The organism is Bradyrhizobium cenepequi (assembly GCF_020329485.1).
GTDB classification, from domain to species: Bacteria; Pseudomonadota; Alphaproteobacteria; order Rhizobiales; family Xanthobacteraceae; genus Bradyrhizobium; species Bradyrhizobium cenepequi.
The window spans coordinates 21,691-48,069 of record NZ_JAGKJI010000010.1 but is presented as its reverse complement, the minus strand read 5'-3'; the positions used below and the strand labels follow the sequence as shown (position 1 = coordinate 48,069).

General features: G+C 61.0%; 27 protein-coding genes and 2 pseudogenes. 6 read left to right on the top strand and 23 right to left on the bottom strand.

The genetic code is table 11. The annotated features are described in order from the left end of the window. Positions 1-349 precede the first annotated feature (349 nt). The 5 genes from J6497_RS41235 to J6497_RS13940 all read right to left on the bottom strand — a co-directional run bounded on the left by J6497_RS41235 (position 350) and on the right by J6497_RS13940 (position 2,774). Entirely contained in the window at positions 350-475 is a 126-nt protein-coding gene (locus J6497_RS41235) for a hypothetical protein (protein ID WP_283844424.1), read from the bottom strand. A gap of 77 nt (positions 476-552) precedes the next feature. Beyond that, complete coding sequence (locus tag J6497_RS13955) at positions 553-1,164, bottom strand: TorD/DmsD family molecular chaperone (protein WP_225704844.1); 612 nt, start codon at positions 1,162-1,164, stop codon at positions 553-555. A gap of 37 nt (positions 1,165-1,201) precedes the next feature. After that, positions 1,202-1,846: a DUF3306 domain-containing protein gene (locus J6497_RS13950; RefSeq protein WP_225704843.1), complete on the bottom strand. Its 645-nt coding sequence runs from the start codon at positions 1,844-1,846 to the stop codon at positions 1,202-1,204. Between the two features lie 20 nt (positions 1,847-1,866). Continuing rightward, positions 1,867-2,343 (bottom strand): DUF3305 domain-containing protein, encoded by a 477-nt coding sequence (locus J6497_RS13945; protein ID WP_225704842.1) that lies wholly within the window; start codon positions 2,341-2,343, stop codon positions 1,867-1,869. Further along, on the bottom strand, positions 2,340-2,774 hold the full coding sequence (locus J6497_RS13940) for a DUF6352 family protein (RefSeq protein WP_225704841.1): 435 nt from the start codon (positions 2,772-2,774) through the stop codon (positions 2,340-2,342). Before J6497_RS13940 ends, J6497_RS13945 begins: the two co-directional genes overlap by 4 nt. Before the next feature lie 161 nt (positions 2,775-2,935). Here J6497_RS13940 and J6497_RS13935 point away from each other — a divergent pair, with 161 nt between their 5' ends. Then, complete coding sequence (locus tag J6497_RS13935) at positions 2,936-4,930, top strand: 4Fe-4S binding protein (RefSeq protein ID WP_225704944.1); 1,995 nt, start codon at positions 2,936-2,938, stop codon at positions 4,928-4,930. A gap of 10 nt (positions 4,931-4,940) precedes the next feature. On the opposite strand, the gene J6497_RS13930 is transcribed toward J6497_RS13935, so the two are convergent. From J6497_RS13930 to J6497_RS13895, 8 genes are all read right to left on the bottom strand, one after another. Further along, positions 4,941-5,948 carry a formate dehydrogenase subunit gamma gene (locus tag J6497_RS13930; RefSeq protein ID WP_225704840.1) on the bottom strand — a complete coding sequence of 336 codons (1,008 nt, stop codon included), beginning with the start codon at positions 5,946-5,948 and terminating at the stop codon, positions 4,941-4,943. Positions 5,949-6,004: 56 nt separating this feature from the next. Continuing rightward, positions 6,005-6,607, bottom strand: coding sequence for a formate dehydrogenase FDH3 subunit beta (gene fdh3B, locus J6497_RS13925; RefSeq protein WP_225704839.1), 603 nt, complete (start codon positions 6,605-6,607; stop codon positions 6,005-6,007). A 12-nt stretch (positions 6,608-6,619) separates the two neighbouring features. Next, on the bottom strand, positions 6,620-9,574 hold the full coding sequence (locus tag J6497_RS13920) for a formate dehydrogenase subunit alpha (protein ID WP_225704838.1): 2,955 nt from the start codon (positions 9,572-9,574) through the stop codon (positions 6,620-6,622). Between the two features lie 12 nt (positions 9,575-9,586). Continuing rightward, positions 9,587-9,892 carry a hypothetical protein gene (locus J6497_RS13915; protein WP_225704837.1) on the bottom strand — a complete coding sequence of 102 codons (306 nt, stop codon included), beginning with the start codon at positions 9,890-9,892 and terminating at the stop codon, positions 9,587-9,589. Positions 9,893-9,947: 55 nt separating this feature from the next. Continuing rightward, the gene (locus tag J6497_RS13910) at positions 9,948-10,223 is read right to left on the bottom strand and encodes a hypothetical protein (RefSeq protein ID WP_225704836.1); all 276 of its coding nucleotides are present in this window, start codon (positions 10,221-10,223) and stop codon (positions 9,948-9,950) included. Positions 10,224-10,363: 140 nt separating this feature from the next. Next, positions 10,364-11,458: a DUF7482 domain-containing protein gene (locus tag J6497_RS13905; protein WP_225704835.1), complete on the bottom strand. Its 1,095-nt coding sequence runs from the start codon at positions 11,456-11,458 to the stop codon at positions 10,364-10,366. Positions 11,459-11,523: 65 nt separating this feature from the next. Then, a complete protein-coding gene (locus J6497_RS13900) occupies positions 11,524-12,099 on the bottom strand; it encodes a cytochrome P460 family protein (RefSeq protein WP_225704834.1) in 576 nt (191 codons plus the stop codon). A gap of 9 nt (positions 12,100-12,108) precedes the next feature. Beyond that, positions 12,109-12,879: a cytochrome P460 family protein gene (locus J6497_RS13895; protein ID WP_225704833.1), complete on the bottom strand. Its 771-nt coding sequence runs from the start codon at positions 12,877-12,879 to the stop codon at positions 12,109-12,111. 238 nt (positions 12,880-13,117) lie between these two features. Between J6497_RS13895 and J6497_RS13890 the strand changes: the two are divergent. Then, positions 13,118-13,561 (top strand): annotated as a pseudogene (locus J6497_RS13890) (transposase); the annotation flags it as partial. A 207-nt stretch (positions 13,562-13,768) separates the two neighbouring features. Here J6497_RS13890 and J6497_RS13885 read toward each other — a convergent pair. Next, a complete protein-coding gene (locus J6497_RS13885) occupies positions 13,769-14,050 on the bottom strand; it encodes a hypothetical protein (protein ID WP_225704832.1) in 282 nt (93 codons plus the stop codon). A gap of 285 nt (positions 14,051-14,335) precedes the next feature. Here J6497_RS13885 and hemA point away from each other — a divergent pair, with 285 nt between their 5' ends. The 3 genes from hemA to ccmB all read left to right on the top strand — a co-directional run bounded on the left by hemA (position 14,336) and on the right by ccmB (position 17,302). After that, a complete protein-coding gene (hemA, locus tag J6497_RS13880; RefSeq protein WP_225704831.1) occupies positions 14,336-15,592 on the top strand; it encodes a 5-aminolevulinate synthase in 1,257 nt (418 codons plus the stop codon). A gap of 287 nt (positions 15,593-15,879) precedes the next feature. Then, a complete protein-coding gene (ccmA, locus tag J6497_RS13875) occupies positions 15,880-16,506 on the top strand; it encodes a heme ABC exporter ATP-binding protein CcmA (RefSeq protein WP_225704830.1) in 627 nt (208 codons plus the stop codon). A 124-nt stretch (positions 16,507-16,630) separates the two neighbouring features. Beyond that, the gene (ccmB, locus tag J6497_RS13870; RefSeq protein ID WP_225704829.1) at positions 16,631-17,302 is read left to right on the top strand and encodes a heme exporter protein CcmB; all 672 of its coding nucleotides are present in this window, start codon (positions 16,631-16,633) and stop codon (positions 17,300-17,302) included. A gap of 186 nt (positions 17,303-17,488) precedes the next feature. On the opposite strand, the gene J6497_RS13865 is transcribed toward ccmB, so the two are convergent. The 7 genes from J6497_RS13865 to J6497_RS13835 form a co-directional block, all read right to left on the bottom strand. Next, positions 17,489-17,971, bottom strand: coding sequence for a cytochrome c-type biogenesis protein (locus tag J6497_RS13865; protein WP_225704828.1), 483 nt, complete (start codon positions 17,969-17,971; stop codon positions 17,489-17,491). Next, positions 17,968-19,965: a heme lyase CcmF/NrfE family subunit gene (locus tag J6497_RS13860; protein ID WP_225704827.1), complete on the bottom strand. Its 1,998-nt coding sequence runs from the start codon at positions 19,963-19,965 to the stop codon at positions 17,968-17,970. The genes J6497_RS13865 and J6497_RS13860 overlap by 4 nt, the downstream gene beginning before the upstream one ends. Positions 19,966-20,007: 42 nt before the next feature. After that, on the bottom strand, positions 20,008-20,463 hold the full coding sequence (gene ccmE / locus J6497_RS13855) for a cytochrome c maturation protein CcmE (RefSeq protein WP_225704826.1): 456 nt from the start codon (positions 20,461-20,463) through the stop codon (positions 20,008-20,010). Between the two features lie 11 nt (positions 20,464-20,474). Further along, positions 20,475-21,356 (bottom strand): c-type cytochrome biogenesis protein CcmI, encoded by an 882-nt coding sequence (ccmI, locus tag J6497_RS13850; protein ID WP_225704825.1) that lies wholly within the window; start codon positions 21,354-21,356, stop codon positions 20,475-20,477. A 214-nt stretch (positions 21,357-21,570) separates the two neighbouring features. Beyond that, complete coding sequence (locus tag J6497_RS13845) at positions 21,571-22,194, bottom strand: DsbE family thiol:disulfide interchange protein (protein WP_225704824.1); 624 nt, start codon at positions 22,192-22,194, stop codon at positions 21,571-21,573. Continuing rightward, positions 22,191-22,340 (bottom strand): heme exporter protein CcmD, encoded by a 150-nt coding sequence (ccmD, locus tag J6497_RS13840; RefSeq protein WP_225704823.1) that lies wholly within the window; start codon positions 22,338-22,340, stop codon positions 22,191-22,193. Before ccmD ends, J6497_RS13845 begins: the two co-directional genes overlap by 4 nt. A gap of 7 nt (positions 22,341-22,347) precedes the next feature. Beyond that, positions 22,348-23,121: a heme ABC transporter permease gene (locus tag J6497_RS13835; RefSeq protein ID WP_225704822.1), complete on the bottom strand. Its 774-nt coding sequence runs from the start codon at positions 23,119-23,121 to the stop codon at positions 22,348-22,350. A 700-nt stretch (positions 23,122-23,821) separates the two neighbouring features. Here J6497_RS13835 and J6497_RS42440 point away from each other — a divergent pair. After that, a pseudogene (locus tag J6497_RS42440) lies at positions 23,822-24,128 on the top strand (IS110 family RNA-guided transposase); the annotation flags it as partial. A gap of 342 nt (positions 24,129-24,470) precedes the next feature. Here the strand turns inward: J6497_RS42440 and J6497_RS13825 are convergent. Together J6497_RS13825 and J6497_RS13820 are read right to left on the bottom strand one after the other, a co-directional pair. Continuing rightward, positions 24,471-25,694, bottom strand: coding sequence for a DUF3095 domain-containing protein (locus J6497_RS13825; protein ID WP_225704821.1), 1,224 nt, complete (start codon positions 25,692-25,694; stop codon positions 24,471-24,473). Between the two features lie 217 nt (positions 25,695-25,911). Further along, the gene (locus J6497_RS13820; protein WP_225704820.1) at positions 25,912-26,211 is read right to left on the bottom strand and encodes a hypothetical protein; all 300 of its coding nucleotides are present in this window, start codon (positions 26,209-26,211) and stop codon (positions 25,912-25,914) included. Positions 26,212-26,379: the final 168 nt, after the last annotated feature.

Here is a 26,379-nt window from a genome sequence, read left to right as displayed (position 1 = left end):
GTGGGGATAGTCGCGGTCGGTAGGGAGATGATCGACTTCGCGAACTGCCACCCGTGGCCGATCGTAACCATCGTTATGGGTCTAGTTTGGCTGGACATACGAGACATGTAGGGAGCACGATCTCTCCCTCCCATCGAGAACTCGCGCCAGCCCTCTCCGTAAGCCTCCGGAATGGCCTTCCGACTGACTTTCTCCCATAGGTACACAAAGCCGTTTGGAACATGCTGATATGTGCTCCCTCCGATTGCTGAAATCATTGAGCGGATCGTGAGGCAGCTCCCTCTCCACTCAATGAGTCTGCGCTATCGGCTTAGAACTCGTGACCCGCGGCTGTTGCGGATCATCGTCACTAGACTCTGGCGCTCGGCTCGGCAAAGGCCGTCGCCGCCGTTTCCTGCACGAAATTGTCGAGAATCAGCGCCGCTCCAACAGCGATGACGACTCCGAACAGGCAAGCCCAGGCGAACGCGCGCATCGTGTTTCTCCTCTTCGCATCAATTTGTAGCATAGTTCCGTAGTGAACGAGTTCCAGCCTCGGACAAAAAGCAATGTTCATACGAGAAGTGCGAATGCCTCAGCTTCGATGTCGATGAAGGTGCGGCCGAGCGCGCCAACTGATGCATAGAAATCAGCCGATTTTGCCTGTTCCAGGTCGATGAAGGCGCGCTTGATCCAGGGCGAAAGATGCCGCTCGAAGAAGTCGCGATCGGCGCCATCGGGCGCGGCGATGCTGCCACCGGCCAGGCCCGCCATGATCTCGCAGAGGAATCCCGCGTGATCCTCCGGCTCCTTCCGCTCCGGTGTCTTTTCGATGCCGAGACCATCAAGTGTATCGCGCAGCCGAGCGAGCGGGCGTCCGTATAACGTCTCGGCAAGATAATGCGACGCATAGGGCAGCAGTGCCCCCTCCCCGAGGCCGGCAAACAACGCAAAAAACTCGCGCGACGCGCGCTCTTCATCGGTGCGGCGGGCCGCCTCGGCCAGCGCGATGTGCGCCATGCCGATAGGGCTGGCGTCGCCGCGCAAGCCGGCGAGACGGGAAAGAAGCTGCGCGTCCGGGCTGCGGGTGAGCAGGGTCGTCAGCAGCGCATATTCCTGTGCCCGGGCGCGGTCGATCTCATCGACGATGCGCCCTGCAGAGTCCTTTGAAATTGAATCCGTCATCGTTCGATCCGGAAAGACATACCCCTTTTGTCGATCGCTATCGCGGCAATGCGCGGCCATGACGCCGTTTTCGGGGAGAATCCTGTGCTTCGTCGGCAGGCGTTTGCTCGCCCTGCGCGCCGATGTCCTGCATTTCGTTCGACTGTGCACTGGCATCAACAAGCGATGGCCCGCCTGTCGCGAGAGGCAGATCGAGAACGGGCTCTGCAGAATCGGCTGCCGCGGACCGAGGCGGGTCGACCGGCGATGACACGTCCGGAAGCGCATCCGGAATCTGCTGCAGTCGCCTCGAAACCTCTGCGAGAAGATCGGCGGCGTTTTCCGTTGGATCAAGCGGGCCGAACCCCGGGATCGCGTTCGGATCGTTGAAATCCCACTGGTTCTCCGCAATGCCGATGAAGTCGCGAATGGCGGGATCGCTAACCCAGGCCCGGCGCAATGCCGTGCGGGTCAATTCGGCCGGCACGCCGGCGCGCAGGAATGCGGCAATATCGGTATTGGCGGCAATCGATTCGATGGACGGCAAGCTGGCGAGGTCGAACGGTTCATCGCTTGCCGCCTCAATCACAGGCGGCGCGGTCGTTTCTTCACTGTCTGTCGGAGCAGCCTCCGCATCTCGGCCTTCTTTCGCGGCCTGCTTCAGCCGCGCCCAGCGAAGGAAAACATTGTGCTCTTCAGCCACGGTCCGTTCTCTCTCGTGTCCTACGCCGGAGGCACCTGCCGGTCGCGCTGCCGCTTGATGAAGGGGCGCTCGACATGATGCTCGGCAACAAATCGCTCGACGATTTCAACGATACCTGCGGGCATCGGCACCACGTCGACCAGATTGCTGCCGGCGTCGGTGAACGCCTCGCCCTCGGCCGGATCCGCGGTGACCGCGAGCAGTTCGTAAGGCGGCTCGGAGCCGGTCGGGCGCAAGTTGATCCATAGGGTGGGCGAGCCGGATGCAAGATTGTCGCGATAATTGGTGGTCTCGGTGCGGTGCAGCTCGATCATCGCTTCGCCGGCATAGAACAACGTCACCTCTCCTTGCCTATCGAGCAGCGTCCATGGCGCGGCCGAGGGGCTTCCGGCGAACACCGAAACCGGCCGCCACAGGAAGTCGGCCCAGGCACTCCTGCCCTTGCGCCGCTCGACCACGACACCTACGGAAATGCGCTCAAGCGCTGTCGATATCAAGTGACTGCCTCCGCATTCGCAACCGGCAAGCCGGTGATGAGGTTTTGCGGCTTCAGCCGCAACGCCTCGTCGGCTGTCATGGCGAGCACCAGATAGACCGGCTCGCCCCTGACCTTTTCAATCATATAGGTGGAATCGCGGAACGTCAGCCGGAACAGGTCGATCAACTGAGTGAGCGCCGGGTCATCGAGATCATCGTCATCCCAGATCGCGTCACCAATGCGCGTGGCGTCGGAGCTCAGCCGCCGCGGTTCGCGCAGCAGCGCGCCGCGCAGTTCCTGCTCGGCCGCGCAGGCTTCCGGCGGCGGCATCAGTTCGGGCCGCGCCCCGAAGGCCTTCAGGAAGTCGTCCGTGACCAACTGGCGGCCGCTCTCTTCGCGGTCGAGCAGATGTTGGCCGCAAGCGAGCCAGAAGTCACGCGGCGCGCTCATCCGATGCTCCTTGCAAGTCCGTCCTGTTCTTCGGGAGAGCCAGTATATACTTTCCACAAATTCCCGGCCAGTTTCGCCGGGCGTACCGGATAGACACACAAGGTTGTGACAGCATGGCTGATTTCGCAAGACGTCTTCTGATCTGCTCCTGCGAGGGCACGATGCCGCTCGACGGCGATGCTATCAGCCGTGGCTGCCGTCACGAGCCAACGACGGCAACGCAGCTCTGTCGCGTCGAACTCGATCGCTTCCGGGCCATTGCCGCCGAAGACGGCCCGCTCACCGTCGCCTGCACCCAGGAGGCGGCGTTGTTCTCCGACGCGGCCGAAGAAAGCGGCCGCACACAATCCATACAATTCGCCAACATCCGCGAGACCGCCGGCTGGTCTAACGACGCGGCGCGCGCCGGACCGAAAATGGCGGCGCTGCTTGCGGCGGCGGCCGAGACTGCCCCATCAGTGCCGTCTATCGAACTCGAAAGCGGCGGCGTCATCCTGATCTGCGGCCGCAATGAGACCGCGATCGAGGCCGGCAATCTGCTCAAGGACCATCTCGACGTCACCGTACTGATCGAGCCGCCCGCCGCCATCGCGCCACCGCGCAGTGACGAATTCCCGGTGGCGAAGGGAAAGGTGACCGCAGCACACGGCCATCTCGGCGCCTTCGAGGTCACGGTCGACGATTTCGCCGAAGCCGCGCCCTCCTCGCGCAGCACGTTGCTGTTCGGCCCCACGCGAAATAATACGCGATCGAACTGCGACATCATCCTCGACCTAACCGGCGGGGCGGCATTGTTCCCGGCTGCGGATTTGCGCGACGGCTATCTGCGCGCCGACCCCGCTTCGCCCGCGGCGATGCTGCAGGCCGTGCTCAAGGCGCGCGATCTCGTCGGCACGTTCGAGAAGCCGCGCTACGTCACGTTCGACGCCAAGCTGTGCGCACATTCGCGCTCGGGGCGCATCGGCTGCACCCGCTGTCTCGACCTCTGTCCCGCGGGCGCGATCACGCCGGCCGGCGATAATGTCGCGATCGATGCGAATATTTGCGCCGGCTGCGGCCAATGCGCGGCGGCCTGCCCGACCGGCGCCGCGTCCTATGCGCTGCCGCCGGAAGATGCGCTGATGCGCAAGCTGCGCGCGATGCTGATCGCGTACCGCGAAGCCGGCGGCGAGCAGGCGATCGTGCTGGTGCATGACGAGGCGCATGGCGCGCCGCTGATCGATGCGCTGGCGCGGTTCGGCGATGGGCTGCCGGCCAACGTGCTGCCGTTTGCGGTCAACGAGGTCACGCAGATCGGGCTCGAGAGCATCGCCGCCGCCTTCGCCTATGGCGCCTCCGCAATGCGCTTCCTGCTGCGGGGAAAACCGCGCCATGACGTCGCAGGCCTGACGCGAACGATGGCGATCGCCGATCCGATCCTGGCCGGGCTGGGCTTCGGCACCGGGCGGATCGCCACCATCGAGACCGACGATCCGGACGTGCTGCTCGAGACGTTGCGCGCGATTCCGTCGTTGCCGACGGCGCCGCGCCCGGCGAGTTTCCGGGCCACGGGGAAGAAGCGCGACGCGCTGCGTTTCGCGCTCGGCGAACTGCATCGCGCAGCACCAGCGCCTGCCGACATCATCGCGCTACCCGTGGGCGCACCGTTCGGCGCCGTGGAAGTCGATGCGTCCGGCTGCACCCTGTGCCTGTCCTGCGTATCGGCATGCCCGACCAGCGCCTTGCGCGACGATCCCGAGCGGCCTGTGCTGCGGTTCGTCGAAGATGCCTGCGTCCAGTGTGGCCTGTGCAAGTCGACCTGTCCGGAGAAGGTGATTACGTTGGTGCCGCGGATCGATTTTGGCGCGGCACGAGCTCCCGCCCGGATCCTCAAAGAGGAAGAGCCGTTCTGCTGCATCCGCTGCGGCAAGCCGTTCGGCGTCAAGAGCACGATCGAGCGCGTGGCTGCCAAGCTCGAAGGCAAGCACTGGATGTACAAGGGCTCACCGCGCAAGCTCGACGTTATCAAGATGTGCGACGATTGCCGCGTCAACTTCGTCGCCGAGCAGGGATTTGAATCCTACGGTGTGGCCAGCCCGACGGTCCGCACCACCGACGACTATCTGCGGGAGCGTGAGGCGGAAGCGCCTCGCCGCGGCAATCGCGACCGTAGCTGAACAGCAGCCGCTATTCCGCCGGCGTCGCCGTGGGCTCGCCGCGACCGTTCTCGCCCGCAAGCTTCTTGGCGATCCATTGATCGTGGTGTTCCTTGGCCCAGTTGAGGTCGACCTCGCCGGTGCCCATCGCCTCGAATGCGCCCTCCATCCCGACGGTGCCGATATAGATGTGAGCGAGGATGAGGGCGACGAACAGGATGGCCACCACGGCGTGCACCATCTGTGCGAGCTGCATGCCGAGGATATCGGTCCCATAGAACGGAAACAGCAGCAAGAATCCCGAAGCTGAAACGGCGATACCAGCCGAGATCGACAGCCAGAACACGATCTTCTCGCCGAAATTGAAGCGGCCCGCCGGCGCGTGTCTATTCTTGATGAAGCCGCCGCCCTGTTTGAGCCAGTCGATATCCACCTTCTCCAAAAGATTGTCCTTGAAGAAGATCACCGTGATCAGGACCAGGCCAGCCACAAAGGCGAAGCTCGTGAAGTTGTGTACGTATTTCGCGACCTGCGAGATGGCGGCAAACGTGTCCGGCCCGACAATCGGCAGCAGCGCGGCCTTGCCGAAGGTGATATTCAATCCGGTCAGTCCGAGGATGATGAAGGACGCTGCCGTCAGCCAGTGCGCGAAACGCTCGAACGCCTTAAAGCGAACGACTTTCTGCCCCGAGCGCCCGGCTGAGATCCGGAGCCGCCCGAGGATCAGATAGCCAATCGCCAGCAGCAGGACCGTACCAAGGATCACGATCGCGCCACCCCGGCGCAGCAGAACCTGGTGGAAATAGTCCCAGGTCCGTCCAGCCGGCTGGATCAGCACGCTAGCTTTGGTGTCGGGAATGTCGATGCGGCCCGTGATGCGCGGCACCTGCTGCAGCAGCTCGCGCTGGCTGGTGACGCTCGCGGTCGGATTTGGCGCGCCGTCCGGATTCACTTTCTGCGCAAAGACAGGCGCCGCCGCGGCGATCGCAAGCAACGCCAGGACGAAGGTCGCCAGACGAAAGCGTGCGAGAAACGTCATAACCATCACCCTGTTCTCATCCCGCGCCCATCGCGGGCCCGCATGAGCCTGTCCGCTCAGACCTCGACGTCATCGTGATAGGCCGTGGTCCAGCCCCAGGCGCCGGAACCATAGCCGCGCTTGCGCACCCGCTCGCCGTAGATCTGCGCGATGATGTCGCCATCGCCGGCCAACAGCGACTTGGTCGAGCACATCTCCGCGCACAGCGGCAATTTGCCGTCGCCGAATCGGTTCGAGCCGTATTTGGCGAATTCCGCCGCGCTGCCCGGCGCCTCCGGTCCACCGCCGCCAGCGCAGTAGGTGCACTTGTCCATCTTGCCGCGCGAACCAAAATTGCCGACTTGCGGGTATTGCGGCGCGCCGAACGGACAGGCGTAGAAGCAGTAGCCGCAACCGATGCACTGATCCTTATTGTGCAGGACGACGCCGTCCTCGGTCGGGAAGATGCAGTTCACCGGGCAGACCGACGCGCAGGGCGGGTCCGTACAATGCATGCAGGCCATCGACACCGAACGCTCGCCGGGCTTGCCGTCATTGATGGTGACGACGCGGCGGCGGTTGATGCCCCAAGGCACCTCGTTCTCGTTCTTGCACGCGGTGACGCAGGCGTTGCAGTCGATACAACGGTCCGCGTCACAAAGGAATTTCATGCGTGCCATCGTCTGTTCCTCTCACGCGGCCCTGATCTGGCAGAGCGTCGCCTTCGGCTCCTGCATGCCGGTTGCAGGGTCGTAGCCATAGGTCGTCAGCGTGTTCACGCTTTCGCCGAGCACAATCGGATCGGCGCCCCTCGGATATTTGGCGCGCAGATCGTCGCCCTCGAAAAAGCCGGCGAAATGGAAGGGCATCCAGGCGACGCCCTTGCCGACGCGCTCGGTGACCATCGCCTTGACGCGGGTCCGCGAGCTGTTCTCGGCGCCGGTCACCCACACCCAGCCCCCGTCCTTGATGCCGCGCTGGGCGGCGTCGGCCGGATTGATCTCGACATACATGTACTGCTTCAGCTCGGCGAGCCACTTGTTGGAGCGCGTCTCCTCGCCGCCGCCTTCATATTCCACCAGCCGGCCCGAGCTCAGGATCAGCGGGAACTGCTTTGAGATGCCACGATCGACGGCGGACTTCTGCACGGAGAAGCCAATGTTAGGCACGCGGAATTGCTTGGCGTCGGGCAAGGTCGGATAGTCTGCGACAAGGTCGGGACGCGGCGTGTAGATCGGCTCGCGGTAGACCGGAATCGGATCGGGCAGATTCCAGGCGATCATGCGTGCCTTGCCGTTGCCGTAAGGCGAGCAGCCGTGCTCGATCGCCACCCGCTGGATGCCGCCGGACAGATCGAGCGACCAAGACACCTTATCGGGGTCGGCCGAATTGACGCGCCGGATGATCTCCATTTCCTGCGGCGTCAGCTCCTTGTCCCAGCCGAGCTTCTTCAGCACGCCCAGCGTGAATTCGGGATAGCCGTCCTTGATGTCGGAGCCGACCGAATAGGAGCCCTCGGCGAGGAGATTGTCGTGCTCCTCCCGCTCGACCTCCTGCCCATTCTCCATCACCTTGCGCTTGACGACACGCTCGACGCCGAACCGCGCGCGGAAGCTGCCGCCGCCATCCTTCACCGAAAGATTGTTGTTGTAGAGGAGCGGCGTGCCCGGGTGCCTGAACTCCGGCGTGCCCCAGCACGGCCATGGCAGGCCGTAATAGTCGCCGCCGACTTCCGGATCGTCCTTCGGCGCCCGCAGGGTCACCAGGTCGAACTTGGCCTGGTTCCTCATATGCGCCTTGAGCCGCTCCGGCGATTGCCCGCAATAGCCGGTCGACCAGCCGCCGCGGTTGATCTCGCGCAGGATGTCCTCCGCCGACACCGCGCCGTACTCGACCTTGATGTTCTTGAACATCGCCTCGGCAAAGCCGAGCTTGCGCGCGAGCATATACATCAGGTCGTAATCGTTCTTGGATTCGAAGACCGGCTCGACGATCTTTTCGCCCCATTGTAGCGAGCGGTTGGAGGCGGTGCGCGAGCCCTCCATCTCGAAGCTCGTGCAGGCCGGCAGGAGATACGTGCCATTCTTGCGCTCGGAGAGCACCGACCACGCGGTCGGATAGGGATCGCACACCACCAGGAGCTCGAGCTTCTCGATGCCGCGCACCGCTTCCGGCATCCGGGTGATGGTGTTGACGCCATGCCCCATGACGAACATGGCCTGCACCGGATTGGGCTGGCTGATCTGGTCCTTCGGCAGCAAGGTCGCGTCGAACCAGCGCGTGCTCGGAATGCCCGGTGTTTCCATCAGCGTCTTGCTCGGAAAGCGCGACTTCATCCACTCGTAGTCGACTTCCCACACTCGGCACCAATGCCGCCAGGCACCTTCGGCAAGGCCGTAATAAAGCGGCAACGTCGTCACATCGAGGCCGAGATCGGTCGCGCCCTGCACGTTGGTGTGGCCGCGGAAGATGTTGGCTCCAGCACCGGGCATGCCGACATTGCCGGTGGCAAGCAGCAAGAGACAACTGGCGCGGACATTTGCGGTGCCGGTAGTGAATTGCGTCTGCCCCATCGCCCAGATCAGCGTCGCCGGCTTCTGCTTGGCAAACAGTTCGGCGATGTGCTTGACCTGCGCCTCGGGCAGGCCGGTGACGCGCTCGACCTCCTTCGGGTTCCACTTCGCCGCCGCCTTGCGGATCTCATCGACACCGTAGACGCGCTGGCTGAGGAATTCCTTGTCCTCCCAGCCATTCTCGAAAATGTGCCACAGCATGCCGTAGATTGTGGCGATATGGGTTCCCGGGCGCACCCGGACATATTCGGTTGCGTGCGCCGCCGTCCGCGTCATCCGCGGATCGACCACGATCATGTTGGCGCGGTTGAGCTCCTTGCCCTCGAGGATGTGCTGCAACGAGACCGGATGCGCCTCGGCCGGATTGCCGCCCATCAACAGGATGGTCCGAGCGTTGCGGATGTCGTTGTAGCTGTTGGTCATCGCGCCGTAGCCCCAGGTGTTGGCTACGCCGGTGACGGTCGTGGAGTGGCAGATGCGGGCCTGGTGGTCGGAATTGTTGGTGCCCCAGAATGCCGCGAGCTTGCGGTTGAGATAGGCCGCCTCGTTGGTGAACTTGGCCGAGCCGAGCCAATACACCGAGTCGGGCCCCGCGTTCTGGCGGATCTCCATGAGCTTGTCGCCGATCTCATTGATCGCAGTCTCCCAGGAGATCCGCATCCACTGGCCGTTGACGAGCTTGACGGGATAGCGCAGCCGCCGCTCACTCAGGACGTCGTCGCGGACCGCAGCACCCTTGCAGCAATGCGAGCCGCGATTGATCGGGCTGTCGTAGTCCGGCTCCTGCCCGATCCAGACGCCATTCGAGACCTTGGCGATCACTGAGCAGCCGACCGAACAGTGGGTGCAGATATTCTTGCGGGTCGCGACGGGCGCGCCCGGAGCCGCCGGTGGGCCGGCCTCCGCCTTGCGCACACCATTCAGCGCGAGCTCGCCGAGCGCCGCGAGCGCGCCGGCCGCGATTCCCGAACGCTTCAGAAAAGTGCGTCGATCCAATCCGCCGCCCGGCCTGTTCGCTTCAGCGAGAACGGGCTTTGCACTTCCTCGACGACGATCGGACTTCCTAATCAGCAAGAACGCCTCCCTCTAGCGAGCGCCGGGATAGCTGTTGACACGGTAGAAGTCTCGAACCTCGGCGGAATCGGCCTGATAGCGCGCCCTGCGCTTATCCTTCATATCGACCGATTGCGCGGGTGCCGGCCGCGGCAGCAATGCGCCGGCAGCGACTGCGCCGCTCCCGGCGATGGTCAGGCGAAGCAGATCACGCCGAGGAATTCTTCGCTCAGAGCTTTCCTTCTCCGGATTTTCCTTCATCGCGACGCGCGCTCCCAAACCAGGTTCGCTATTTACTAAGCTCCACGCGATGTCGGACTTCAATTGCGAACCGGTCACCGCGCACCGCACCAACCGTTACCGGATTTCAGGTGTAGTTTACTAGCAGCCGCTTTCAAATTCGCACGATCACATCGGCACGTTTGCGGCCGATCGAGAAAACTTGAACGCGCTGTTCTCTTGCTTGGTTCTCTTGCTTGGTTCTCTTGCTTGGTTCTCTTGCTTGGTTCTCTTGCTTGGTTCTCTTGCTTGGTTCTCTTGCTTGGTTCTCTTGCTTGGTTCTCTTGCTTGGTTCTCTTGCTTGGTTCTCTTGCTTGGTTCTCTTGCTTGGTTCTCTTGCTTGGTTCTCTTGCTTGTCACTTTCCCTCAGCGAAAGACACCAGTCGATCATCTGCTTCGACGAAGTCGCGAAGCTGCGCGTGCAGTCCTTCGTTGGGAGCTTTCCTGATCTGGAAGAAGGTGACCATGTCGGCGATCTGCTGCCGCAGACGTGCTGAAACCTCAGACTCGCCGATCTCCTTCGTCGAAGAATCATTCGTTGGTGAAACCCACGACTGGGCAGTTCACCAGATGTCCGATCGTTTTAACCGGACCTCCGACAGGGCTTACCAACAAGCCAGCTTCGCTTTTTGCTGTAATATCGTCACCGTCAGTGATAAGTTTTCGTTGATTCTTTTCGATAGTCTCTTTGGTCCACTCGGCCAGTTGAACATCCCACATCGGTGAATATCCGGCACTGATCTCCTTGAAATTCGCAAGGATGTCGAGTGAAGGGCCTTCGCCACTGAGCGCGCTGTTAAGCCCTTGGCGCTCCGGATCCTTCGGACCGGTCTTACCATTTACGATTGTGTAGATAACCTCCGTCGCGCCGCTTTGGAGGATGTCGCTTTCGGCGGGCGCAAAGGTGGATGCCTCGAGCGCTGCTGATTCCTCGGAGTTGGCGTCGAAGCTGAGGTACCGCAGATGCTTGCCGTCCGCAAATCCGAAGCGCAGCTTCAAGTCGACGGTGCCATTGTCAGGGCAGATGCTTGCCACCGAGTCGGTCACAACCGAGTAATCGGGATTGCCGCCGCAGAACGAGATCTTCTCTGGTCCGACGTTGAAGGCGATCATGGGGGCGTTGAAAACAATGTCATTACGGTTTGCCACCCGGACCAGCGGGCTATAGTGCGCATCCCCGACAGACCCGGCCCGCGCCAACCTAGGCGGGAAGAAGTTTGGCGTCTCTCCGGCCGTCAACGTCTGAACTGGTGAGAAATCAACCCGCCCCGATTTGAAGGTGAAGTTATTGGCCTCATCCATTTCCGCAACCCGCGTGCTCGCGAGGTCTTTTGCCTCACTGAGGCTCGGCGCCCATGTGAGGCCCATTTTCTCGGAAGTGGCGAAATCGCTTACGTCGGTGAGAACGAACCAAACTGTCTCTCCGGAGGAAAGGCGACCGCGATGAAGCGGCAATCTTACCACTTCTCTTGCAAGATCGACTTGGCCCGAGGTGAGGAACAGCTTCGTGATTTTCTTCTCGGTCGATGTATCCGCCGCCGAACTCCCCTCAGTCGCGAAAAAAGACATAAGAAGAACCATCATCGGTCCGTAAACGCATTTCCGAAGAGGTTTGCTGGATTTCATAATCGCTCCGATCACTGGCTTTCATAGCCGGCTTTGGCCGGACCACCATTTTGGCGATTTCGCACCTACTTCTTCAGTCCGGGATAACCGGAGACATAGATCCAATCCGTCGCCTTGGCTGGAACGTGGCAGCCCAGACAATCAGTACGAAAATCCTTCGAGGTGGTCTTGACCTTATTGTCAGCATCAAACCAGGACCAGGCCCAGCCGTTACCCCACAGCTTGTTGTCAGGGTGGCTGTTCTTGCCGTCCTTCACCATCATGAACCAACCCTTGAGACGATCTACATGACTGACCGTGCCCGTGGTCATTTCTTCAGTCGCTGTGCTCTGGACCTCTTTTACCAAGACCGATCCATCAGGGAACTTGCCCGTAGCGCGATACGCCTCCGCAGCTCCCGGCGAGGCGTAAACAGTGTGCATCTCTTTCGCACCCTTCTCGTCGCCTGCGACAGACCAACTTCCGAGGTATTCATAGCTCGTGCGGTAATTGTCCGGTATGCGCATATTGCCAGCCGCGTCGACGAGTTGAACCTTCCCAGAGGCGGCCTGACTGCCTGCTGGCAGTGAGACCAGGAATCCAACGCCCGTCGCAATTATTGACGCCGACAAAGCCGCCATCGCTGGCTTGAGAATCGTCATCGCAGCCTCCTACTTCTTTTTCTGATCGGCAGGGACGGGGACGCTATCAAGCAGGGCATAAAACTGCGTCCACACGTCATCGCGTTTAGCACTAGCGATATGACAATACGCGCATTCCTCCAGTGGCCTGACCTTGGCGGTGGCAGCCTTCGGCTCGAAGTGATTGAAGTTGTAGTAACCCCAGCCATTGGTCTCGGTGTACCGTTTGGTGTCTTTGACGGTTACATCGGCGCCGTTAAAGGGCCCCGGAAAGAACCCGCGCCCAGAGGGCTCTTGCCTCGAACCGTCCGCACGATCGGCGGGCAGCATAAGTTGTAGCTCCTTTACGAAGATGGTTCCTTCGGGGAAGACGCCAGTCTTCTTATAGATTTCATAGGAACCAGGCTCGATGTACACGTTGTGGAATTCCGGGAAGTTTGCTTTCCCATTGTTCAATATGTTTGGTGTCAGAGGCGAGCCAACATAAACCCACTCATGGAAGTTTTTCGGTAGCAGGAGAGCACCATCACTCGTGTATTCCGGAAGATAGCGCCCAGTCGCATGCCAGTCGTCCGGTGGAGGAAGCTGTGGTTGCTGCGCGAATACCGCCGTTGTGATTGCGCCGACAGCAAGAACGCTGGAAAGTAATACTGACACCGTGTGCTTCATGATTTTTTCTCCAGTCAATCCGCGATTCGCTCGCGGCAGCGATAAGAATGACTTCCTCTGCCCAGCAAGGCGAGATTTAACCCAGGTGCCTGCATCGCGAAAATCGAATGTGGGCATCGAATCGATACCCATTGGGAATGTGGTCCCGGGCAGCTTATCGTTCGAGACACGATACTGCCTTGGCCAGGCACCTTGCTGCCTCGCAAGGCGGTGGCCATTGTGAATGTTTGCAGCTCGACGAGGCGATCTCTGCGCTTAACGTCGAGAGCGTGCACCTAGTCCAGCACTCACTAGCAGTCTGCTGAAAAACCCCTCGCCGTAGCGAGACTTTGCTGATTCACTTTTTTATCACGAATTGGTGGAGGCTCGTATGCGGAGCACATTTGTGGATCAGGGCCGGCTGTTTTCGTACATCTCGCCGAGACGTTGGCGCCGCCGAACCATCCGCTGAGAAGGATTCAGGCGCTTGTCTGTGATGTGCTGGGCGAGCTGAACCGTAGCTTTGGTAAGCTCTATTCGAACGAAGGATGCCCCTCGATCCCTCCGGAGCAATTGCTGTGCGGGCGTTCTACGGCATTCGGTCGGAACGACAGCTGATGGAGCAATTGGACTACAATCGCTTGTACTGCTGGTTCGTGGGGCTGTCGCCGGACGATCCGGTCTGGGATCCGACCAGCTCCACGAAGAACCGTGAGCGGCTGCAGAACGGCAACGTGTTTACGAAGCTCATGAACAAGAACCATCCTCAGATCAAGTCGCTATTGTCGGACGAGCATTTTCGGTAGACGGGACGTTGATTGAAGCCTGGGCTTCGGACCACGCGCCACCAAGGCTATGGCATGCCGCAATCGCGTCGGGCGACGATCGAATGCATCTTCGGTTGGGGCAAGCAGCATGGCACAAAGCGCAAAACAAGACATGCGTCATCTGTCGCGTTGCAGCCGACTTCATGCTCAACCTCATCGCCTACAACCTGATCCCCGTTCCGAAACTCGTCCCGGCGTAGGCCCGCCCAGCAAAATTACCCCGAATGATCGACCGCATCACCAGAGCCACGCCCACAAGAAAAAAGCCAATGCTGTTCCCCGCAAATTTCAATTTCAAGGCGGCGGTTATAGACGTTGCCAAGCTCGTCGACCGCCATGGTGTGCACCCAGTGGAATGGACTGGCGTTGGGGCCTCCGCCGCCGAACCGGTTTTTCAGCAGACTGCTAGACAAACTGATGGACCGCCGACGCGCCACAAACGCGACCGCGCATGTGCTTGCGACCGAGCGCAAGGCAGCGGACTGCATTCTTGTCATGAAGGTAGCTGGATCGCGCTACTTGCCTTCTCAAGTTCACACCAAAGATCGCATTTAGCTGACGCACATGGCGATAATCAGAGGGCATACAAACAATAACTTGTGCAAGACGAGAGGGCCTGAAAGATAATGAGCCATGGACAACCGGGGCTTCAGCTTTAGGGCCTGACAAAGATGGCAGATCACGTTATAGAGGCGGAATTGCTGGCGAGACTTCAAACTCGCGCGCGTGCCGGCAAAGCACGTCCGTGCTTGAGCGCAATGTCGGGGCAAGGAGCGCCAGCCGTGCACTTGCCCGCAAGGGTCGCGTCCAGGCCGGAGGACACGAAGGGCGCGGACCAAGCGTACGAGCGCCACTTCCGCAAGGCCCTCGATCGCTTGCACGATGAGCGGCGCTACCGTGTTTTCACCGACATCGAGCGCATTTCTGGCCGCTTCCCGGTCGCCAAGTGGCGCCGGCCCGACGGGATGATCACCGAGATCACGGTCTGGTGCTCCAATGACTACCTCGGCATGGGGCAGCGCCCTGAGGTCGTGGCCGCGATGATCGAGACTGCCCGGTGCTGCGGCGTCGGCGCAGGCGGCACGCGCAACATCGCGGGAAATAACTCGCCACTGGTGGACCTTGAGCGCGAGCTCGCCGACTTGCACGGCAAGGAGGCGAGCCTTGTCTTCACCTCGGGCTACGTCTCGAACCAGGCCGGCATCTCGACGATCGCCAAGTTGATCCCGGACTGCTTGATCCTGTCCGACGCCTTCAACCACAACTCGATAATCGAAGGCATCCGTCAATCGGGCTGCGAGAAGCGGATATTCCGCCACAACGATCACGGCCATCTTGAGGCTTTGCTACAGGAGGCGGGGGACCGCCCTAAGCTCATCGTGTTCGAGTCCGTCTACTCCATGGACGGCGACGTGGCACCTATCGGCAGGATCTGTGACCTTGCAGATCAGTACGGCGCGATGACTTACCTCGACGAGGTCCACGCGGTTGGCCTTTATGGCCCCCGCGGTGGCGGGATCAGCGAGCGCGACGGGGTGATGCACCGCGTGGATGTAATCGAGGGCACCCTCGCCAAAGGCTTTGGCTGCATCGGGGGCTATATCGCGGCCTCGCAGACAATCTGTGATGCGGTACGCAGCTTCGCCTCGGGCTTCATCTTCACCACAGCCCTGCCGCCTGCGGTTGCCGCCGCTGCCCTTACTTCCGTGCGCTACCTCAAGCACTCGAATGCCGAGCGTAAGGCACACCAGCGACAGGCCGCTGCAACGAAGGCCGCGCTCAAGGCCGCTGGTCTGCCGGTGCTCGACACCGACACTCACATCGTGCCGGTGATGGTCGGTGATGCAGAGCGGTGCAAGGCGGCTGCCGATCACCTGCTTGAGCGCCACGCCATTTACATCCAGCCGATCAACTACCCTACTGTCCCACGCGGCACGGAGCGTTTGCGCATCACGCCCTCGCCCTTCCACGGGGCGGCACACATAGCCAAACTAACGGCCGCGCTCGTCGAGACCTGGGACACTCTGGCTTTCGATTGAGCCGTGTCCCTGGGCGAGCTGGGTCCTCGACAGCGGGCTTGCTCGGCCATACGCGAACAGGGCGCTCCGATGGTTCGGCCAAGAGGCGAGCCTGGGCCGAGCCATCGAAGTTCCGCCACGGAGTCATCGGCCCAACCGTGGCGTCACGTCTGGCACCCGTGTCGCTAAGTCCGATGTCTCACGCGATGTGATGCCAACCTGGGCTCGCGCCGCGGCGAGCGAGAAGCAAGCAGGGGGAGCGTTCTAAAAACGCGAGCGGCGCGGGACATAGCTGACTGAAAGCGAAAATGAGCCACACACAATCCTGCCATCTCCTGGTCGCGGACCTCTGGGTCGTGCGCGGTGGGCGCACAGTGCTCCGTGGCGTATCGTTACGGCTGGACGGCGGACAGCTTGGTGAAGTAACGGGCTCAAATGGCGTGGGCAAATCAACCCTGCTGCGTGTGATCGCCGGCTTCTTACCCCCAGCGTCCGGCTGCGCGTCCTGGAACGAGTCGGGAGCCAAGGATCTGGCGCCTCTCGCGGAGCGCGTCCACTACGTGGGTCACCTCGACGGGTTGAAGTCCGCACTGACCGCTCGCGAAAACCTCCAATTCGGTCTGACACTTTCAGGGCAGGCCCGGCTGACCCCTCGGGAGGCGCTCGACCGCGTCGAGCTCGCCCACGTTGTCGACCTGCCGGTCGGCTATCTTTCGGCAGGCCAGCGCCGCCGCGTCGCCTTGGCCCGGCTCCTGGTCGCTGACCGCCCTCTCTGGCTGCTCGATGAGCCATTGACCGCACTCGACCGGGCCGCACGTGTCATGCTGATGGGTATTGTGGCCGATCATCTCGGACGCGGCGGCTTGGTGCTTGCGGCGACCCACGAACCACTCGGTCTGCCAGGGACCCTCGAACTGAGGCTTGAGGCGCAATGAGGGCAGTGCCGTGGCGCCCTACCCGCCGCCTCCATGCGCCCCGGAGCGAGAAACAAGGCCGGGCCGATCCTTTTCTTCAAGGGAGACGGTCACGCCGCTATGGCGGCGGCGGCGGATGGAGGCCATGACAGATACTCTTCTTGCCGTCTTTTACCGCGATCTCGTGCTATCGCGCCGCATCGGCGGCGGAGGGTCTCTCGCGATAATCTTCTTCCTCGGTCTCGTCACGATCGTGCCCTTCGCGATCGGACCCGACTTGAACCTGCTATCGCGAATCGGTCCGGCCATCCTGTGGCTCGGAGCATTCCTGGCGACTCTGCTAGGCCTTGACCGGTTGTTCCAAGCCGACCACGAGGATGGTTCGCTGGACCAGATGCTTCTGTCACCGGCACCTCTAGAACTCGTTGTCCTGGTAAAGTGCCTAGCCCACTGGTGCGTCACGGGGCTGCCGCTGGTGATCCTCTCTCCCCTGTTCGGCCTGATGTTGGCCCTGGATGGCCCGGCGCTCGGGGGAGTGACCGTGAGCCTGCTAGTAGGCACACCAGCTCTAACTTTTCTGGGCGCGATCGGCGCAGCCCTTACCGTCACGTTGCGACGCGGCGGCCTTCTGCTCTCGATTCTCGTCGTACCGCTGGCGGTGCCAGTGATGATCTTTAGCGTCTCGGCGGCCTCGGCGGCGGCGAGTGGCACGGTGTCATTCCTAACGCCCTTTCTGATCCTCTGCGCGCTTGGTCTCGCGTCCTTCGCGCTCGCCCCGATCGCTGCAGCCGCCGCGCTTCGCGGGGCGGGGGAATAAAGGATTGCAAGCGGTGGAAATAAGTTCGTTCCGAAGCGGATCACGTCAGTGAAACGGCTCCAATATCTGGACTATCTGCGGCGCGATGCGACTAACGCCACCGTTCGAGTCGAGGCTTGAAGCGAAGAGGTGAAACGCCTCGGCACGTGCATCTCGCAAGATAAAACGATCCGACTAACGCCAAAATCACTCAGAGGGAATATCGGCGTTCAATACCGACGCCAGCCGGTCGCACTCGGCTTGGCTCAGCGGATCAGGCGGCGGGGACTGCCTGCGGCGGCGCAATCCGAGAAGAAGCGGGATCGCGCCGACCGCAAACAGGAGGGCCGGCGTGCCCCAGAGTAGGGCGGTTTCCGAGTCGAATGGCGGTTTCAACAGGATGAAATTTCCATAGCGCCGCACCAGGAAATCGCGCACCTGCGCGTCGCTGTCGCCCACCTTCAGACGTTCGCGAACCAGTAGCCGGAGATCCCGCGCAAGCTCCGAGTTCGAATCGTCGATCGACTGGTTCTGACAGACAAGACAGCGCAGCCCAACGGAAATTCCCCGCGCGCGCGCTTCGAGCTTTGAATCGGCTAGGATCTCGTCGGGCTGCACCGCGCTCGCCAGACCGGGCGCGAGCCCCGCGAACACGACCAAAAGAATGAAAAAGCGACGGAGCGCGGTCATTCTGCGGGCTGCGGCGCTACAGGATCGCCAGAGAGGCGGCTGTGAATGGCGCGCCGCGCAAAGCCGATCCTGAGACGCCGATCGGACAACGACACAATTCCTCCGATCGCCATCACGATCGCGCCAATCCAGATTGTCGTAACGAGCGGCTTCCAGAACATGCGGGCATCGATCGAACCATCTGGGTGCTGGTCCCCGACCGAGATGTAGACCTGCCCGAAACCTATTGTCGCGATGCCGGCTTCCGTTATCGTGGTCTGGCGCACCGGAAACGTGCGCTTGGCCGGTTCAATCGTCGTCACCGTCGACCCACCCTGCCTGATAATCGCACGGACCCCTATTTCGGAATAGTTGGGGCCCTGTCGCTGCTCAAGCTTGACTATGGTGGCTTGATAGGGTCCGAGATCGACCGTCTGCCCCGGCTTGACCGCCGCAATCCGCTCCACACCCCAACCGGTTGCGGCGAGCCCCAACAATGTCACGCCGAGCCCCGCGTGGGCGATAGCCGTGCCCCAAGCCGAACGCGGAAGCCCAGTCGCGCGGGCCAAAGTCGCCCGCCAGGCCTGCCCTCTGCCCCAGATCCGCGACACCAGTTCGCTGGACGATCCGAGGATCAGATAGACCGCCAAGCCCACACCTATCGGGGCGAGGACCGGGCCGCCACGCAGGGCCGCCGCAAGAACTAGTGAAAGGGCCACGCCCGCCACCGCCGCAACCATCACCCGTTGCGCTGCGCCCAGAAAGTCGCCACGCTTCCAGGCAAGCGACTGGCCGATCGGCATTAGTAGCAGGATGGAGAGGACCAACGGAGCGAAGGTCAGATTGAAAAAAGGCGCGCCGACCGAGATCTTGTCGCCGGTCAAGGTCTCAAGCACCAGAGGGTAAAGGGTACCGGTGAGGACGATGCCGCAACAGATGGTCAGCATTAGGTTGTTGATCACGAGCGCACCTTCCCGAGACACAGGCGCGAACAGGCCGCCGGGTCGCAAGGCCGGAGCGCGCCAAGCGTAGAGAACGAGCGACCCGCCGATAAATAGGATAAGGATCGCGAGGATGAAGAGGCCGCGTGATGGGTCGCTGGCGAAGGAGTGCACCGAGGTAAGCACGCCCGAGCGGACCAGGAACGTGCCAAGCAGCGAAAGCGAGAAGGTGAGAATCGCGAGGAAGATGGTCCAGATCTTGAGCGCGTCTCTCTTTTCCATGACGGCCGCAGAATGCAGCAGCGCCGTGCCCGCGAGCCAGGGCATCAATGAGGCATTCTCGACCGGGTCCCAGAACCAGAATCCACCCCAGCCCAGGGTGTAATAGGCCCAGTAGGAACCCATCGCGATACCGAGCGTCAGGAAACTCCAAGCGATCAGCGCCCATGGTCGAATGTATCGGGCCCAGGCGGCATCGACGCGGCCGCTAATCAGCGCCGCCGCCGCGAAGGAGAACACAATCGAGAAGCCGACATAGCCGAGATAGAGCAGCGGCGGATGTATCGCGAGGCCAGGGTCCTGAAGCAACGGATTGAGGTCTTGCCCCTCGAAGGGTGCGGGAAATCGGCGCGCGAAGGGGTCGGATGTGAGCAGAATGAAGAGCAGGAAGGCAAACGCGATCCAGCCCTGGACCGCCAGCGTATTGGCCCGCAGTTCATCTGCCATGCCGCGGCCAAAGCTCGCCACCGCGGCTCCGAAGATCGCCAGGATTAAGACCCAGAGCAGCATAGAGCCTTCATGATTGCCCCAGACGCCGGCGATCTTGTAGACGAGCGGCTTGGTGGTGTGTGAATTCTCAACGACCGTTACGAGACTGAAGTCGGACACCACATGAGCGTAGGTCAGCGCCGCAAAGGCATAGGCCACCAGCGCAAATTGGGTAATCGCGGCAGGCACCGCCATGGAGGCGAGCCCGAGATCGCCGCGGCGAGTACCCCAGATCGGCAGAACCGACTGCAGCAGTGTGACCGCCAAGGCGAGGGCGAGCGCATAATGTCCAGTTTCGACGATCACCCTGTCACTCCTGGAGGCTGATGTGAACCATAAACGGCAACTCTATTGTGTCTGCGCGGATTTCTCGCCGTCACGCCAAATACCCTGCCGTTTGAGTCTGTCGGCAACATCCTTGGGCATGTAGCGCTCGTCATGTTTGGCGAGCACAGTGTCGGCATGAAAGAGGTTTGGGCCTTCCACCGTGCCCTCGGCCACGACACCCTGCCCTTCCCGGAAGAGATCGGGTAGCAATCCTGTGTAGATGACCTTGATGTGCTGCTTAAGGTCGGTCACCGCGAAAGTGACGGTCGACGACCCCTCATGGATCAGTGAGCCCTGCTCCACCAGCCCGCCGATGCGCAGCCGCGTTCCCAGCGGCGGCGCTTTCTCGGCCATTTCGGTCGGCCCGTAGAAGAACACGATGCTGTCACGTAGCGCAAAGAGTACGAGACTCATCGCGATCGCCAAAGTTATGCCGGCCGCGCCGATGAGGAGGAGGCGCCTTTTCTTTCTTGCCAAAATTTATCCTTTCAGCCCGAGCTGTTTGACGAGCCAATCAACGCGTGCCAACGCTTCATGTTGCCCGAATGCCTAACCCGCGCATTTGCCACGGCCTCTTCGACCTTCTCTTGCTTACACGGGACGGCGTAGGCCCTGATCAATCGCAGCCACCCGTCGAGATCGTGATCGTCCTTCGTGGGCTGCTCAGCGAGTCCCTCCACCATCCCACTGATCGCCTCCGTCCTCTGCTCTGGAGGCGGCTCCGCAACGCCAGTCCCGCCTAGGCCGGACCGCGCGGCGTCCACGTCCGGCCGCGGCGCTCCGGCAACAGCAGCCAAATGCGGATGTACGGCATCCGTCCACGGCGCGTCGGATGGCGAATCCGCTCGTAGCGCCTCCCAGAGTTGCCTCGCTTTTTCTGTGCTGCCGTCTTGCTCGACCGCGATCGCCTGGAAGCCGTGTCCGTCGTTGCGGTCGGCCGCCTGATGCACTCCGATCTTGGGGATTACAGCCGTTGGGTTGAACTCCGCACCCGTCCGGCGTGATGCTGGCATGTCAAGTTGGTTAGGCGCGCCCACCCTAAGATAAAGCGCCAGCGCGATAAACGGCAGCACCACAACAACCGCTAGAACGGCGCAGATGCGCCTCGGTCGCGCCGATGCATGCGGCCGATCCTTCGGCACGGAGTCGACGGAGGCGAGCAGCCGGCGCGCAATTTCGGCCCGCGCCGCTGCGGCATCCTCAGCTGCGACTAAGCCTCGGCGGACATCATCATCCGTTTCAACCAAAAGGCTTCGATAGAAAGCGATGTCAGAAGCGCGCGAGTTACGCTCTTCGTGCCGCGCCGAGAGCGGCCTGAGCAGCGCCAGCGAGACCGCGGCCGTCATCATTGCGAAGGCAAGCCAAAACATGTCTTAAGATCCTTCACTGCCGACTTCCGCGAACGCGTGACCTTGCAAAACATGGTACATTCGCCATTCTCCACGACCAAAATGCTCCTGCAGCGTAGCTTCTTCGAGCTGATCGATTGCCGGCCAGTGGCGCAAGCCAGCGACGCCGCGCGCGAAGACAAGATCAGACTTTTGGGACCTGTTGTATATGGATCGAGACTTGGCAAGATAGCCGTCATGGCCGTTGTGCGCTTGCGATTGCCGCCATCAAAGCGGGACGGGTCGCGTCCGAGATGCCGCCCACTAGCTTGTAGGCGATGGTGCCATTTCCTTTGATTACGTAGGTCTCGGGGACGCCATAGACGCCGAAATCAATACCGGTCCTGCCGGACGGGTCAATGCCGACCTGTGCGAACGGATTGCCCTTGGCATTGAGATAGCTCCGCGCACTCCCTGGGTCGTCCTTGTAGATGATGCCGGTAAGCTTTACCCCATGCTGCTGCAGCGCCGTGTCGCGCGACAAGGCCATAAGCGCCTCGTGCTCGCTATGACATTCGACGCACCAGGACGCGAACACGTTCACAAGCGTCACATGTCCTGCCTTCAGGTCGGCGCTCGACAGGCCGGGCGGCCCGGGCGTGGCGAGCCCGTCAAGCGGCGCCAACGCGAATTGCGGCACCGGCCGGCCGATCAGGGCCGAAGGCACGAGCGACGGGTTGTCGACACCGAGCCGCACCGCGAGCTGTGTGGCAATTCCGAGGAAGACCAGAAGCGGGACTACCGCCAGAATGCGGACCAGGTGGTGCCGGGAGGCCGCGACATCGGGCGAGAGGAATTTCGAGGGAGGAGTGTCGTTCATGAGCGATTGCCGAGACGGTCTGATGCAAGGCGGGCCAGCGCATGGAGCTGAAGCCGATAGTCGAAGAGGACGGCCGCGATCGTCCCGATCAGGACCGCGCCCGTCACCAGATAAGCCGCCACGATGAACCCGCCATGCTGAGCCATCGCGCCCTCAGGAAACCGCTTCGACCAATTGCATTCGGGCCCCAGCGGATTCACCAACGGCCGCCAGCATGATCGCGAGCCGCTGAGCGCGGCGCCGCATGATTTCGTTGCGGACCGCCATAACGTGGAGCGTCGCGAATAGAAGCGTATATGCAAGCGACATCACGAGCAGTGGCCAAAGCATCGGGCCGGCGATTGCCGAGCCTTCAATCCGGAACACGGAGGCTGGCTGGTGGAGGGTATTCCACCAGTCGACCGAAAATTTGACGATAGGAATATTGATGAACCCGACCAGCGTCATAATCGATGCAGCTCGCGCGGCCCTGCTGGCGTCCTCGATTGTCTGCCAGAGTCCGATCAGACCGAGATAGATCAGGAAAAGGACCAGCACGGAAGTAAGCCGGGCGTCCCACACCCAGTACGTGCCCCACATCGGCTTGCCCCAGAGGGAGCCGGTGACAAGGCAAATAAAAGTGAAGGCGGCACCGAGCGGCCCGGCAGCCTTCTGCGCCGCATTCGCAAGCGGGTGGCGCCAAACCAACGAGCCGACCGCCGAGATCGCCATCAGCGTATAGGCCAACATCGCCACCCAGGCGGCCGGAACGTGAATGTACATGATCCGCACCATCTCGCCCTGCTGGTAGTCGGGTGGTGCCGTGAACGCACCGAAGAGGCCGAGCGCAAAGGCTAACGCCGTCAAGGCCCACAGCCACGGCAGCAGCTTCGCGGCAATGTGCAGAAAATTGGTGGGATTGGCGTAGGCGATGAAACCGACCTTCAAGTTTCCGATCTCCTGAAATCAACAGCCCCGGATGCGTGGGTCGAGAGCTCTTTCGAGACTGATTGCCAACAGCTAGTGCCCAATTGCATCATCAGCAAAGCTAGCGAGGTGCGTATTGCGTAATACAATGCTTCCGCGGCAACTTCGCCAATTACAATCGGTTATCGTTTCGATGCCGTTGGCGCATCTGAATGGAACCCTTTGCCACGTATCAGCGCAGTCGAATGGCCTGACCGGCTTAACCGGTTTTGACATCTGCGAACCATCGGCGTTGAGCGCCAGGAAGATTACTGTCGATGGCGAGATTGAACCGAGCACGGCCTCGAAGCTGACCTTCCACCCGAAGCTTTGTGCGGATAGACCAGACGTGTTTCGGGCGAAGTAGCGGCTTCGCTCCGACGATCTTTCCCTTATTCCCAGGATCCGACGCGGGTCGACTTCGTCTTCCGAACAGCGACTCGATCCTGGCAGTCAGGCTCTAGGAGCGTCTCCAGGCGCTGTTGGGCAACCACATCGACGCGCGCCAAGCTTTCCGGTGATATCCGAAGCCGTCATCCGTCTTGGATGTGCAGCTTTCGCACGACAGTGTTGTTCGGCATGCAAAATTTGGGAGCGATGACGTAATTGCGATCGACGATTCTGGACTAAGGTCATCCTATTATCGTCGAGCTCTCGCAATCAACCGATTCGCAGCGCTACCATGAGGCGGTACGTCGAGCTCGACGTCTCGCAAAAGGAAACTTCAGTATGCGGGATCGACTGTAGCGGGCGGGTAACGTTCGAAGGCAAAGCTAAATCCGAGCCGGGGCCATTGAACTGCTTCGCAAGCGTGCACCAAATGCTGAACGTATCGGGTTTGAGAGCGGTGCAATGGCGAGCTGGCTTTCGCACGAACTGCGACGCGTCGACTTTCCCGTTGTCGATGCTCGCCACGCACATGCCGCACTCTCTCGAATCGCCTGAAAAAGAGCGATCAGAATGACGCTCGGGGACTGGCCGAGTTGGTCGGACGAAACCGGGCGGCGCCTCACGACGATCCCTGGCGTAGGCGTCGCGCAGACTGGGCGAGCTACGCCCGACATCCCGCTCAATCCCGGTTTTGCTGCGATCATGGTTCGTCAACTAATCGAACAACCAACCCTACGTTCTTGTTTGGTGTCGGACGCGTACTAATGGCGTTCACAGCAGCACGCAGTTAATCTGGGGATGACCCGAATCATCGCCGCTCCAGAACCGTCAGTAGCCGCGCCAGCGCGGCCGTACCCACCCCGCGTCGACAATGACGTGACGATCCTTTCCGATCTCAATCACCGTGCGGCCGCTTGCCGGCTCTGATGCTCCTGTTCGCTCTATGGCGACCATTCGCACCGCGCCGCAGCCTCCCCCGCCTTTTGTTTGGCCGCTGCCGCAGCATAGCCTCCATCGGCCCCGTCAACGAAGTGGACGTGATCGGACCGAATGTTTGAAGGAACGTAACAGGTGAGATGTGCGCTTTTCTGACGATGTGTACCCGCAAAACAAACGCCAGAACGCTGGGCGAAAACCAGTCGAGCTTCGATGGCATCTGCGATTTCCGGCGAACAATCCACCGTCATTTTCAGTCCATCATCGAACTTCCTGAAGTCCGTATTCTGCCAGATCTCTCGTCGATACTTGAAGGGTTCGAAACTGCCCATGCGAATACCTGCCGCAAGAACGATTCGCGTCTTGATTGCTCGTAGTGCATCTGCGGCGGCCGTCAGGAGGTTCGCGTGTGGGGAGTCCCTACTAACCAGTCTCTGGATCTCGCCTCCGAGCCAGCTGGGTAGCGGACCGCCCTCGGGCAACGGATGTCCCGACCGGCGCGAAGAAAATTCAATCAGGGCCAAAACATCTGCCACCAACGCCGTGTACGACCTTTGCTCTTCGATCGGTAAAGCAATAATAGACAAAATGATCCCCTGCTCGGTAGGGATTGGACCGAACCCGCAATAGAGCCCTGATAGATTAGGCTTGGCATCCAACGGTGCGCGGCGTATCGCGAATTCCCCTTTCTTCAGCTGCGTCTCCGCCCAGGCAACGCCACCCCCGGTGAACATGGCGTACGAGACGTTCTCGGATGCGGCATATCGCGCGACACGGACATCGTGACCGGCTGCACGGATCGCCGAAACAGGAACGATCGTGACTCGAAGCGCAAGATCGAGAGAATCTTCGGCCCAAGCCGCAGTTCGCGCCAATTCATACCGCACTTCATCGAGATACTTGCCCGGAATGGCTACGGTCGCTCCGTCGCCGCCGAAAACATAAGGAAAGCGGAGTTTAGGTAACGCGTTGGTTATGGCGACCAGCACCGCAGCACCTACAGTGTTGACAGCCTTGTATCGACCGGTCTCGATCGCCCGAGTCGATTGCACAACATCGGCTATCCCGATGAACCAATCGTCCGGCAGGGGAAGATAGCGATCGAAATTCGTCAGTTGCGAGAAGTTGTCGAATGGCTTCAGATCGGCGTAGAAATGCTCTGTATTCGTGCTTGCGGAAGCATGTTCTTGAGCAATCTTGCCCATCAAGCCGTCTTGGGGCGATGTCATTTGCTGGTTCTCTTGGCGGTTTTCTCACTCATTCAACTAGTCCGATATATGTGCGTGAGATGACATAGTCTGTATCCGATGCAAGATTGATGTGGCACGCTTCGCACTTTCGCTTTTCGCTCGGCATGGCGGTTTTTCGTAAGGGGTAGGCCTGTGACCAAACGTGAAATACACCCCGGTTTCTTTGCGCTCGCGCGAACCTCTTGGCATCCTTTCATCATGCCCAGCCGACACATCCCGTCTCGAAGACGCGCTCTCCGAATCCACCTTTGCAATAAACTGTACCCGGATCGCATCCTGCGCCCGTCTTCAGCGCGCTGAACTCGTTCACTATCTGCGTGCCATCCGCCCATCGCCCGGTGCTTTCGAACGCGGCCATGGCATTCGGCTCGACGTACGCGTTGAGTAACTCGGGTCCCTTCGTTGGCAGTCGATCGAGGACATTGATGTCGGCTACGCTGCGCGATACGATCAGCGCTCCAGCCAGCAATACCTGTGATATCTTCACTACGTGCATCTTTCCACGTTCCCACCAAAGGCATTCCGACGACGGCGTTTCGCCGAAGCAATGTCGACTCCATGGACCATTTCTATTCCTGCAGCGTATTGAGTAAAGTTATTGAAACTATAGAGGATCGCGATAGCTTGGAGCTGCGCCGCGAAGCTGCACCGCCGAGCCATTCAC